We start from the raw sequence: 12,465 nt of genomic DNA on the forward strand, positions 1-12,465 counted from the left end.
GGCCGGTGGCAGGCCCTCAGCCGGCTGAACCAGTGCGGTGATGCGGGCCGGAGGGAAAGTCGTGGGCGGCCAGGCGCCGGGCGAGGCCGGCGGAAGAAAGGTGCCTGCCGGAGAGGGTGCCGGGGAAGAACTGTCTCGCCCGGGTCTCGCCGCAGGCCGCGCAGGCCCCACGTTGCCGCGCATCGCGAGTGCGCCTTCGCAGACCCGGCCGCCCGGCACGAGCACGCGCAACGGGCCCACACGCCCGCAGCACAGGCAGGCCGCACCCTGCAAGATCCCGGATCTCGGTGGACACCACATCCATACGGCGCACACCGAGCCGACCACACCACTCCGACACCCCACAACGCTGAATGCGCCCCAGGCAAGAAGAAACCGCGTACCTCGGGACGTTCCACCCGGCCTCCGGCACCGCCCTGGCACCGGCGACGGAACTCGCGCTCTCCGGACCTCTGGCGACCAGCGTCTGACACCGCCTGACCTGACGAGGGCCGGCCGCGCACCCTGGACACCGACTGGCCCCTGGAGTCGGCCGCCGATCTCTGTAAGTACGAGTCGGTGCCCAAAGTTCAAAGCCTGACCGGCTCCTGGTGGCGGGGCCGAGGACCGGCCCATCGCCTTGTACCGGGGCCGTCGGTCTCGCTGCGCCTCAGTGCCTCGAAGCGCACGTGTACGGCGGTCTCGGCCCCGGGTGGGGGCTGATGCGCCGGCATCCTCGGATCCGCGAAGCCGGCGGGTCGGCGGGCCGTGAGGGGCTTGACCGGGAAGCGCCCGAAAGGAGGCGATGTCCGCGCCGAGCGAACAGCGGCCGGGCTCCCCGAGGGAGTCCGGCCGCCGCGTTCAGCGATTCAGTTGTTCAGCGCCCATGCCAGCCAGGCGCAAGGCCGGATCGGCGTAGGAGCCGGTTCAGCAGTTGCCCGTCGGGCGGTCCCGCTTCACCACGTTGGTGTAGCCGGTGGTGCCGTCCAGCCACAGGACGCGCTGGCCCTCGTCGGCCGATGCGTAAGCCTGCTCGCCGCGGTTGCAGGAGACGCGCTGGGCGCCGCCCTTGCCGTCGGGCGCCATCTGGTAGAGCTTCGCCAGGGTCTCGTTGGCATACCACGTGGCCGGCGGGAGCGAGGTGACGGTGACCGCGTCATCCGAGGCCGTCAGCGTGTAGGCGTAGAGCGAGCCCGTGCCGGACTCCGGGGCGATGGTGAGCGGGTTCGAGCCATCGACGTTCGCGCGGCGTACCGCGGCCTGGCCGGTGTCGGTGACGTCGTTGTCCTCGATCCAGAAGACACCGTCGTCGGTGATCGCGGTCTGGCCGATACCCATGGTGTCATCGGGGGTGGGCATCGCCGTCTTGGTGCCGGTGGCTCCGTCGAAGACCTCGACGCCGACCTTCATGTTGCCGTTCGCGTCAGGGGCGACCTTGGCGTAGGCGATCTTGCCGTCCTTGATGGAGGGCAGACCCGAGATGTTGTAGGGACGTCCGCCGTCGACGAGACCGGTCGCGCCGGTCTTCATGTTGACGTACCGGACGTTCGTGACGCCGAACTGCGGGTTGAGGGCTGTGTAGGCGACCCAGTCCCCGTCCACGACGAGCCCGGAGACGTCGCTGCCGATACCGTCGACCTGCTTCGCGAGGCCGCCCTTGACGGGGCGGGCCATGATGCGGATGCCCATGCTGCTGTACTGGGCCCACACCACGGTCTTGCCATCGGTGTCCGCGTAGACGTTGTAATCGCCGTTGTTGCTGCTCATCAGCTGCGGCGTGCCCTTGCCGGACGTGTTGCCCAGCCACACCGAGTACGGCTCGCTGCCGTCCTCGTTGGAGTTGGAGACGGCGTACTTGCCGCCGCCCGCGCCGACGCCGGTGCTGGCGATGTTGACCTTGGCCGTGATCAGGTCGGTGTCGACGCCGAGCGCCTTCTCCCAGCCGGGCACGATGCCGTGCGCGTCGAAGGAGCGCGTGACGATCTTCAGCTGGGCCTTGGTGGCACCCAGCTCCTTTGCCGCGGCGATGACCGCGGCGCGGCCCTCGGTGAAGCCGTCCAGCGGAGTCATGTACGCGGACAGGGCGCGGTAGACGATCTGGTCGGCGAACTCCGCGTCGAGGTCCTGGCGCATGTCCCACAGGGAGCCGGAGAAGATCGTGGAGTTGAGGTGCACGCCGCCGTTGTCACCGCCAAAGGTGGTGCCTATGAAGTTCTTCGACGTGGTGGCACCGTCGTTGAGGTCACGCAGTGCGCACTCGCGGGGGCCCGCGGTGGTGCACAGGTCCTCGCCGAGCAGGCCGGCATCCGGGTCGTCCATGGAGACGTCGCCGGCCTCCAGGTCGATGGCGTTGCCGAAGTAGTCGGCGATCGCCTCGTTCATCGCACCGGACTGGCCCGCGTAGACGAGGTTCGCGGTGTGCTCGACCACGCCGTGGGTCATTTCATGGCCGACGACGTCGGTGTCGGCGGAGAAGGTGCGGTAGTCGCCGCCGCCCTGGCCGTACACCATCTTGGCGCCGTCCCAGAAGGCGTTGTTGTACGGCTGGCCGTTGGAGACGACGCCGACCAGGGAGTAGATGTAGCCGTCCTTGCCGTCGAGCCCGGCCCGGCCGAAGTGGGACTTGTAGTAGTCGTAGACCTTGCCGGCCGCCCAGTGGGCGTCGATCGCACCGGCGTCGGTGAAGTCCTCGCCGAGCTCGGGCGTGGTGGACTGGAACGTCTTGATACCCGTGGGCCAGGCGCCCGGCCCGGACGCGGCGGCGGCCTCGCGGCCCCGGGCGTCGTAGGTCGAGAGCATGGCGCCGTAGAGGGCGGGAGAGTCGGCAGCGCGCTTGCTGTAGTCGATCATCTGGTAGATGCCCTTGGTGTCCTTGTACAGGTTCACCTCGGTCTTCTCACCGTTGTAGCGCGTTCCGCTGCCCTTGACGACGAGCTCGTCGCCGGCGGGGAGGGCCGCCTCGGGCGTCGTGCCCGTCGTGCCCGTCGCGCCGGCGGCAGCCGTGGCGGTGCCTGCCGCACCGAACGTCTTGATGTCGCTGTACTGCATGACCGGGAAGCCGGAGTGCGCGTCGATGTAGACCTGCTGCTTCACCGGCTGCCCGTCGGCCGGGCTGATGCCGGTGACGGTTATCCGCCGGGTCAGTACACCGGTGCCCTGCGGGAGGATCGTGACGCCCTCGGCGGTGCCGGTGAGCTTCGGCGCACCGGACTTCTCGCCCTTGGCGGGCGCCTTCATCAGGCCGCCGCCGAGCTGCGAACCGACCGCGGCGACCGCGCGCTCGATGGCGGTCTTCTCGGAGACCTTCGGGGTGACCGTGCCCAGCTCGAGCTGGGTGAAGTAGTTGCCGGACGTGCCGGTGACGGCACGCTTGCCGTCCTTCTTCGCCATCCGGACGACATACTGGCCACCGAGGACCGAGACGCCCTTGTACTTCTGCTGGAGACGGACCGTCTCCTTGCCGCCCTTCTCGGTGGTGGTACCGAGGGTGGCCAGGTCCTTCGCCGTGGTGTCCGCGATGTGGTAGCGGCCGGCCTTGGCCTTGAGGTGGCCGCGGGCGGCGTCGGCGGCCGGAGCGGTGGCCGAGACCTGCTCGTTCAGCCCGGTCACGAGCGACGGGGTGTCCGTCTCGGTTCCCGGGGTGACATCGGATGCCGCGGTCGCCGGGGCGGTGTCCGCGTGGGCGGCGGGCATGGCCGTCATGACGAGACCGGCGGCGGCGAGCAGTGCCGCCACGCCTTGGCCGACGCCCATGCCGCCACTAGCTGCTGACGGTCTGCCGGCTCTGCTGCGTGCTGAGCTCCGCACGATGGTTCCCTCCAGTGGCACGAAATTGCTTCACGAGGTCTTCGCTGCCGCCATGGAAGTGGGAGTGCGGGGCATAAACAATGTGCGGCCGGTGGCCACTTGTGAGCGTGCACACTTCTCTGCACCTGCACCGTCCGGTGCGTACGTGGCCGATACACGGTCTTAACGCCCCTGGTACGGATGGTGCCCCTCGCTATGTGTTCGGCCGAGGTGGGTGGGTGCCTGGCAGGAAGATGTCCGGCGCTCCTCCTGCCATGGGCGATGAAGCGCCCTCGGCCGCAGCACGTTGACCGGACGCCGGCGTTCGACCACGCGTGTGCCCCAACCGGGTGAGGACGGCAGGGTGCCGCAACCGCGGTTCCAGCACCGCACCCGTTCAAGCAATGAATGAAGCCGGGTCAGCAGGCCGACCTACCGTTCACAAGAACCCTCTGGCTTCTGCCGGGCGGTCCTCGGCATGCCCTGCCATCGCTCGGCTTTGCGCGGTACGGTGCCGCGATGCTCCATCCATTTCGCCAGCCTGCGCGAGCGGGGAACGCCGCCTGCTGTCAGTGTCGGGGTGGGGCGGAGGCCCCTTGGACGCGTCGGCCCCCATGCCCGATGGCGCCGAAATGAAGCCCGCCGTTTTGCGCTGTGCACCGGACGGTGAGGACCGCAGTCGAGGGGCGGGCTTCTGTTGCTCGACACATGCACGCGGGCCAGTTCGCACTCGGCGTCAGCCGGGACGATTCCGAGCATCGGAATTGTCTGTTCGGGCCAGGTATCGCGCTCAGTCACAGCCGCTGTGACTGAGCACTGGATCTGTCCGATGAGCACTGGGCTTTGTGGCGCTGCGCATGCGAGTCGGCGGCCAGGCCGGCCCTCGCCGAGGCTGAGCGGGGGGAACACACGCGTGAGCGTGGACCGAAAAGGTTTGTCATGGGGGTCACACGTCGACGATGATTACCTCATGACGACCAGAAAGGGCCATGCCTTCTAGGCGCCCCGCTTCGCTCTCCACCGCACGCGCACCGCCGACCGCCGCTCATCGCAGCGCCCGAACGCCGTGACCGCCCACCCAGGAGAGCCCGCCCGTGCAGAAGACCGCCCTCGTTCCCTACGCCCACCTCCCCCGAAGGCACCATGCCCGCCACGTCCTGACCAGTACCGTCGACGTCTTCGGCGTCGCCCACTGGCTGCTTGCCGACCGCGCTCCGCAGCCTGGCGTCGATGTCCTGCCCTTCGACGCGCTGGTCGTCTCCGTTCACCCGGGCGGCGACGTCGAACTCACCGAGCTGAGCGCCCTGCGGGCCCGCTGGCCGCACCTGGACCGCCTGCCCGACGGCGGGTTCGTCGTGGCAGCCTCCCGCGCCCGCCGGTACGAAGACGCGGACCAGGTCCAGGTCTTCGACGCACTCGGCCGCGAGACCTCGTCCTTCTCCGTCGGGGACGCCATCGAGCGCCTGCTCGTGGACGAGGCCGGCCACATCTGGGTCGGGCACTTCGACGAGAACCCGGTCGGAATCCGCTGCTGGAGCCCCGTAGGCCACATGTACTGGACGTCAGACGGCGCAAGCATCCCCGGCCTTTTCGACTGCTACGCCCTGAACGTGTCGGGCACCACCGCCTGGGCATGCCCGTACACGGACTTCCCGCTCGTCGAGATACGCCCCAACCGGCCCGGCCGGCCCGTGAAGGTGTGGGCGAACCGCGTGCGGGGTGCCCAAGCGGTGGCCGTCCACGGCGAGCGGGTCGCCTTCTACGACGGCTACGGCGATGAGCGGGACCGACTCGCCCACGGAGAGCTCACCGAAACATCCGTCGAGCCGAGGGACGTCGGTTTGCTCACCCTGCCCGACGGCCCCCTCCCCGGCCGCCGCCGGGTCGTCGGCCGAGGAAGCAGGATCTACGTCCAGGCCGAGCCGTTCACCGCGTGGGGCGTGTTCGACCTCAGCAGCTGAGTGCTGGGAGACCGATTCCACCCCCCGTGCCCCTGGGCGGGAGGGTGTCGCGGGCCCGCGTGGGCATCGATTTTACGGGCGGCCTCAACACCACGCGGGCTCCCCCAGGGGCGGGTCAGAGGCTGGGTTCAGGAGTCGGGGTGCGCGTCCGTCCGGAGTCGCCACGCGGCCCCGGGGCAGCCTGCCGGCAGGGGCGGGAAGCGGTGGCCTTTCACGTCGGTGCTCCAGTGGTGACCTGCCCCGCAGTCACACTCATAGATCCCGCTCTCCGGCACGACCTCGCCCGGATGCCACGACGTCTGTTCCTCGCTCATGTGTCCGGTGTACGACGCCCGGCTGCGGGGCGCGACCCGGCATGTCGTGGCCGACGCGGAGTCGCACCCCGTGAAGAGGCCTGGAACCCGGCGGGCAGAACAGCAGCGTGGAAGGCGCGAGTCGTGCCGGGCAGGCCATCACCCGTTTGCCGTAACGCCCACTGCGGTGCCCCGCAGGTCGGCGCACGCTCGGAGGATGGGCCGGCCCCGTGCTGGGAGGCCCGGATGATCCCGGTGGGCGCGTTCTCAACGCCCGCTGGTCCCGGGGTGGCGCGCTGATGTTCGGTTCAACCCAACATGCGAACTCCGTGCACGGCGTGATGCGGGCCGGTATGAGCGCGGTGCACGTGGTGAGCGATGACGTGGACGCGGTGCACGGCGGGTCGGTGCCGGGGGCTCGGCGGTTCTCGAACCGCCGCACGAGACCCGGTTCGCGTCGGGTGCTGCGGCGTATGTGTGCACGGTGCGGGATCCCGGGGGCAACCTGTGGACCTTCGGCACCTACCGCAGCCCCTCGCCGGCCTCTTGAACGGCTGATGACCCCGGCATGTGTGCCGGGGTCATCAGGTGTGGAGCTGCGGGATCGGGGTCAGTGGCTGGTGAGTTCGCCGGTGAGCTTGCCGTGGAGGTCGGCGCTCGGGGCGTTCAGGCCGATGATCTCAACGGTCTTGCCGCGCTGCTTGTACTTGGTCTCGATGGCATCGAGTGCGGCGACCGAGGAGGCGTCCCAGATGTGGGCGGCGGACAGGTCGATGACGACCTTGTCGGGGTCGCCTGCGTAGTTGAACTGGCCGACGAGGTCGTTGGAGGAGGCGAAGAACAACTCACCGGTCACGGAATAGACGACGGTGGTGTGGTCGGGGTCGGTGACGGCGGTGACGCGGGCGAGGTGGGCGACTCGCTTGGCGAAGATGACCATGGCGGTCACGGAGCCGACGACGACGCCGATGGCGAGGTTGGAGGTGGCGACCACCACGATGACGGTGATGACCATGACGGCGATCTCACCGGTGGGCATCCGCTTCAGCGTCTTGGGGGCGATGGAGTGCCAGTCGAACGTCGCGAACGACACCATCACCATCACGGCCACCAGGGCGGCCATGGGAATGTCGGAGACGACAGGCCCGAAGACGATGCACAGCACCATCAGGAACGAGCCCGCCAAGAATGTCGACAGGCGGGTGCGGGCGCCGGAGACCTTCACGTTGATCATCGTCTGGCCGATCATGGCGCAGCCGCCCATGCCGCCGAAGAAACCGGTGACGATGTTGGCGATGCCCTGGCCGATGGACTCGCGAGTCTTGGAGGAGTGGGTGTCGGTGATGTCATCGACCAGCTTGGCCGTCATCAGGGACTCCATCAGGCCGACCAGCGCCATCGCCAGTGCGTAGGGGGCGATGGTGGTCAGGGTGTCCATCGTGAACGGCACGTCCGGCAAACCGGGGACCGGCAGGGAGGAGGGCAGTTCGCCCTTGTCGCCCACTGTCGGGACGGCGATGCCGGCCGCGAGCGTGATGACGGTGAGGATGACGATGGAGACCAGCGGGGCCGGGATCACCTTCGTGACCTTCGGGAAGAAGACCATGAGCGCCAGGCCGCCGATGATCAGCGGGTATACGGCCCAGGGCACGTCGTGCATCTCCGGGACCTGGGCCATGAAGATCAGGATGGCGAGGGCGTTGACGAAGCCGACCATTACCGAGCGGGGTACGAACCGCATCAGCTTCGCCACCCCGAGCGCCCCGAGGGCGACCTGGATGATCCCGGCCAGGATGACGGCGGCGATCAGGTAGCCCAGGCCGTGCTCACGGTTCAGGGGGGCGATGACGAGCGCGACAGCGCCGGTGGCGGCGGAGATCATCGCGCGACGGCCACCGACGATCGAGATGACCACGGCCATGGTGAACGAGGCGAACAGCCCGAGCGCCGGGTCGACGCCAGCGATGATCGAGAACGAGATCGCCTCGGGAATCAGGGCGAGGGCGACGACCAGGCCGGCGAGGACCTCGGTGCGCCAGACCTTGGGGTTGTTCAGCCAGTCCGGTCGCAGGCCACGAAGACGCGCGGCGGGAGTCAGCAGGGAAGAAGACAAGGAAGAAGGAACCTGTCGTGCTCAGGCACAAGCCCGCCGGCAGGCCGGGCGCGTGCGGGAAGGGTACGCAGGGGGCCGGAGCGGAACCCCGCGGACGACCCGCAGGGCGGGCCGGAAGTCGAAGGGGACGGAGCCGGCGCGGGTGTGCGGTCGGCGGCTCACATCGGGGTGCGACGGGTCACGGCGGGCAGGCGGCGGCGATCGGCGACAAGGGCACGCGCACGCTTCTCTCCTGCGGGATCGGATCTTCGCCGGGGGGCGTCGTCGGCCCGGAACGGCATTCATGGGGCGGCGGGACCGCCTTCTCCGTCATCAACTCTACCTTAACGTTAGAGTAGAGGTCGGCGGGGCCGCACGGGACGCGGGCCAGCCAGGACGAGAAGGGCCAGGGCCACAGGCGTGGACGACAAGCACATGCAGATCGGCGAAGTCGCCGCACGGACGGAACTGTCCCTGCGCACCATCCGCCACTACGAGGAAACCGGACTCGTCATCCCCTCCGCCCGCTCCCAGGGAGGCTTCCGCCTCTACACCGAGACCGACGTGCAGCGGCTCATGGTCATCCGCCGCATGAAGCCCCTCGGCTTCACCCTGGACGAGATGCGCGACCTCCTCGACATCACCGACCGCCTCGACGCCGCCGAGCCGGCCGACAGCACCGAACGCCGAGCACTGCTGGAACGCGTCGAGACCTACGAACAGGCCGCCGCCCGGAAAATCGAAGAGCTGCGAACCCAGCTGACCCGCGCCGAAGACTTCGCCACCACCCTCCGCACCCGCCTCCAGAAGGCTCCGGGCGGGGAGACCGCTCCCCGCACTGCCGAATTGCCCGCCTGACCCGGCCGGCCAAAAGCCGCACCCGGTGCCACTCGGGACACTCCGGTCACTTCAGCGAGACGCACGCCTTCGCGGACGGGCCCTTGAACTCGATGCAGATCCGAGTACCGCACGGGTACACCGGGCGCGTATTCCCGTCCCTGCTCCTGGCATCTCGACGAAGGTGCCACCCGCACGCCGCACGCGCTTCCAGCCGCCGCCGGGCTTCCACGTGCCGCCGGGCTTCCTGACCAGCCACCGGTCGGTACCGGAACTCATATCCTCCCGCGAGGCGTGCGCCCAGCCCACACCCCGGACCGAGGAACCGCGCTTGCCCCAGTAGTGGGCCACAGCCCCCGGGCGGCAGCCAGGGCCCCTCCCCGCGCAGTCCCTGCCCCGCTTGTCCACGTAGGCCCGAGCCGTCGTGGACGCGGATGCTGCAGGACGACGGCCAAATTGGCATCCCGCGGCGCGACGTTCCCCGGATCCTCGGTCCGCGGAAGCCCAGCAGGCGAGTTCGTCCGCGGTCGGGAACGGATGCGGTCGTGAGGAGCACACTCTGCGGTGTCGCTGGACGCGCCGTTCTGCCCTGGTTCCCTGAACACGCACCCAATCAGCTGAGCGTGCACGGATTCCCGTGCAGAAATCAGGCAGAAAGGTGAGCGTGCGAGGGACCGGTCAGGGAGGTGGCGCGAGGGCGGGGTCCGGAAGCGGAGGGCTGCCGAGGCGAGCGAGGTGCTCTCGAGCCTCAGCGGTGCTCCGCGGGTTGGCGTCGGCGAGGGAGAGGCAGCGGAGGAAGGCCTGATGGGCCTGTTCTCGCCGCCCGGCGGCAAGGTGCGCTTTCCCCAGGGATGTCACGTGGAAGCTTTCGAGGGCCGTGTTGCCACTGTCGCGGCTGAGGGCGACGGCGGTCTGCAGGTGGGCGACGGCGTCGTCCCAGCACTCCAGGAGGCTGTAGGCGTCCCCCAGCCTCGAGTGTTCACTTGTCCGGGTGAATTCGGCGATGTGCGGCTCCAGGCGGTCTTCGGCTTCGTCGAGGAAGCTGAGCGTGCGGGTGATGACGTCGATGGCTTCCTCCGCCCGTCCGGCGTGCAGCAGCGCAAGGCCATGACCCGACTTCGCCTGGAGTGAACCGGTGAGGTCACCAGCGGCCTCGAACAGCTGGGCTGCCCTGCTGTTGTGGTCAACGGCCGGGTTGTACTCGCGGAGCCGTCTCAGGGCCCAGGAGATGTACATGTGGGCCCACCCCTCCTGGACCAGGTCGCCGGAGCGTCGCGCGGCGGCGAGGGCCTGGCTCGAGCGGGTGAGACTGTCATGGTGACGGCCTTCGCACACGAGCATGGCCCAGGCGTGGTGGTTGAGATGGGTGGCTTCCAGAAGTGGGTCGCCGAGGGCCTCGGCGGAGTTCGCCGCGGTGCCGAAGACCTCAGGCCAATGACCCCAGAAGATCCACTGGTCGGAGAACCAGTGCATGGCCGCGGCGACCTCCACGACGGTTCCGTGCTCCCCGGCACCGGCGGCATGGCGCAGCGCGGCCAGCCACTCGGGCCCCTCGGCCTGCAGCCACCGGCGGGCGTTCTCGGCGCTGGACAGGTCGACGGCGCCCTGCCAGGTGGCCGGCGGAGCGCCGTGATCGGGTTCGAACCAACGGCCCGCCACGATCGCGGTCTCCAGCAGCCAGCGGTGCACCGCGCCGCGGGCCCGCGTGGCGTCCGCGGCGGACTCGTCCGCATCCAGCCGGGTGCGGGCGTACAGCCGCAGCAGATCGTGGAAGCGGTAGCGGTCGCCGTCCGCGCCCAGAAGCCCCGCCTCCACCAGTTCCTCAAGGGTGTCCTCGGTGTCGAACAGTGGCTGGCCGATCAGCTGGGCTGCGCAGGCCGCGCTAATGTCCGGGCCGTGGAGAAGGGAGAGCAGCCGGAACAGGCGGGCCGCTGAGGGGGTGAGCTGGCGGTAGGACAGGTCGAAGGCGGCCGACACCCGCACGTCGCCGGCCGCCAGTGTGTCCAGGCGTCGTTCCTCCAGGCCGAGGCGGTCGGTGAGGCGGCGCACGCTCCAGCCGGTGCGGGTGGCCAGCCAGTTGCCCGCGATCCGGAGGGCCAGGGGCAGGTGCCCGCATCGATGGGCGACCTCGGCGAGCCCCGCCGGGTCGCTCCCCGCTCGCTCGGATCCCACCATGGTGGTCAGGAACGCGGTGGCTTCCTCTGTGCTCAGTTCCCCCAGCGGTAGGCGGTGCACGCTCTCCAGGCCGGTGAGCATGCGCCGGCTGGTCACCACCACCAAGCCGGCGCCGGTGCCGGGCAGCAGCGGCCGGACCTGCGCCTCGTCGCGGGCGTTGTCCAGCAGCAGGAGATACCGCCGGTCGGCCAGCGTCTGGCGGTACAGCTCGGAGTGTGCCGACGGCCCGGCCTTCGCCAGGTCCCGGTCCGCCACACCGAGGGCCTTGAGCACACCGAGAATCAGTTCGCTCGGCGCGGGCGGGGCGTCGTCCATGCCACGCAGGTCCACCAACAGCTGCCCGTCCGGGAACAGGCCGGCCAGCTCCCGGGCGGCGTGCAGCGCGAGCGTGGTCTTTCCGGTTCCCGGTGGCCCGGACACGACGGCCACCACGGGCCGCCCGGTTGCTTCCTCCGTACGCCCCGCGAGTTCGGCCAGCCGGACGAGCTGTTGCTTGCGCCCCACGAAGTCGTCAATTCCGCGCGGAAAGGCCCGCACTCCTGCCGGGCTGTACCCCGGGCTGCGACCTGCCCGGGCAGCAGCCAGCAGCCGCTCCCGTTCCGCGTCACCCAGCCCCAGCCCGTCGGCGAGCGCGGCGACGGTCCGCCGCTGCGGAGCCGCTCGCCGGCCGCGCTCCAGATCGCCGATGCCCCTCACACTCACTCCCGATGCCTCGGCCAGAGCTTCGATCGTCAGGGATGCCCCCAGCCGCATCCTTCTCAGCAGCGCACCGAACGCTGCGTCGTCACCGGTCACCCTGGCCCCTTGCACCCCGGCTCGTACGGAATGCCCGAGCACGATGGGAATTATCTCAGGACGCGAGCGGCCCGGCCTCGGGTGAGTGGCAGGAGTCGGCCGGACCGGATGCCCTGGCCCGGAGCCGGACCGGGACTCCCCCGGCCCGGGTGTCCCGGCCGGGGAGGGAAGTGCTCCCACGGTCAACGCCTTGCGCGCTGGCGACCCACCACGTACCGCCGCACCTGCTTACGGTGCGCTCGTCCCACGGCGGCGGGGGCGGTTCCTCCACGTCGCCGTCGCCGTCGCCGTCGCCGTCGCCGTCGCCGTCGCCGTCGCCGTCGCCAAAGGGTGATCCACGTCTACCAGCATGCGGATCGCTGGCAGGCGCGGACACCAGTTCCGCCCAGCCCGCTGCTCGTGAACGGGCCGGCGGCCGTCCGGCTTCGCACACCGTCGATGGCGTGGTACGTCTCCGCCCTGCCAGGCACAGGCCGCTGCCGAGTCAGAGCAGCCCCGCCGACGGCGCGCCCGACGCAGGCTCGCTCCGGAGACCGGAAGCACCTTC

At 69.9% G+C, this 12,465-nt stretch carries 7 protein-coding genes; 3 read left to right on the forward strand and 4 right to left on the reverse strand.

All coding sequences use genetic code 11. The features are described from left to right. Nucleotides 1–906 precede the first annotated feature (906 nt). Complete coding sequence (locus ACIRJR_RS14145; RefSeq protein WP_403778934.1) at nt 907–3,732, reverse strand: M4 family metallopeptidase; 2,826 nt, start codon at nt 3,730–3,732, stop codon at nt 907–909. A 1,127-nt stretch (nt 3,733–4,859) separates the two neighbouring features. Here ACIRJR_RS14145 and ACIRJR_RS14150 point away from each other — a divergent pair. Then, nucleotides 4,860–5,726 carry a hypothetical protein gene (locus ACIRJR_RS14150; RefSeq protein WP_403778937.1) on the forward strand — a complete coding sequence of 289 codons (867 nt, stop codon included), beginning with the start codon at nt 4,860–4,862 and terminating at the stop codon, nt 5,724–5,726. A gap of 128 nt (nt 5,727–5,854) precedes the next feature. Here the strand turns inward: ACIRJR_RS14150 and ACIRJR_RS14155 are convergent, their stop codons facing one another. Both ACIRJR_RS14155 and ACIRJR_RS14160 read right to left on the reverse strand, forming a co-directional pair. Beyond that, entirely contained in the window at nt 5,855–6,040 is a 186-nt protein-coding gene (locus ACIRJR_RS14155) for a hypothetical protein (RefSeq protein ID WP_403778940.1), read from the reverse strand. Nucleotides 6,041–6,629: 589 nt separating this feature from the next. Further along, nucleotides 6,630–8,132: a SulP family inorganic anion transporter gene (locus ACIRJR_RS14160; protein WP_403778943.1), complete on the reverse strand. Its 1,503-nt coding sequence runs from the start codon at nt 8,130–8,132 to the stop codon at nt 6,630–6,632. 399 nt (nt 8,133–8,531) lie between these two features. On the opposite strand from ACIRJR_RS14160, the gene ACIRJR_RS14165 reads away from it, so the two are divergent. Further along, a complete protein-coding gene (locus ACIRJR_RS14165; protein WP_403778946.1) occupies nt 8,532–8,969 on the forward strand; it encodes a MerR family transcriptional regulator in 438 nt (145 codons plus the stop codon). A 657-nt stretch (nt 8,970–9,626) separates the two neighbouring features. Here ACIRJR_RS14165 and ACIRJR_RS14170 read toward each other — a convergent pair. After that, entirely contained in the window at nt 9,627–11,918 is a 2,292-nt protein-coding gene (locus ACIRJR_RS14170) for an ATP-binding protein (RefSeq protein WP_403778949.1), read from the reverse strand. A 190-nt stretch (nt 11,919–12,108) separates the two neighbouring features. On the opposite strand from ACIRJR_RS14170, the gene ACIRJR_RS14175 reads away from it, so the two are divergent. Beyond that, complete coding sequence (locus ACIRJR_RS14175; protein WP_403778952.1) at nt 12,109–12,252, forward strand: hypothetical protein; 144 nt, start codon at nt 12,109–12,111, stop codon at nt 12,250–12,252. Nucleotides 12,253–12,465: the final 213 nt, after the last annotated feature.

Source organism: Streptomyces sp. NPDC102402 (assembly GCF_044765765.1).
Lineage (GTDB): Bacteria > Actinomycetota > Actinomycetes > Streptomycetales > Streptomycetaceae > Streptomyces.

Coding starts and splice junctions, on each gene's coding strand:
- ACIRJR_RS14155 (WP_403778940.1), bottom strand. CDS start 6,040: ATGAGCGAGGAACAGACGTCGTGGCATCCGGGCGAGGTCGTGCCGGAG.
- ACIRJR_RS14145 (WP_403778934.1), bottom strand. CDS start 3,732: ATGGGCGTCGGCCAAGGCGTGGCGGCACTGCTCGCCGCCGCCGGTCTC.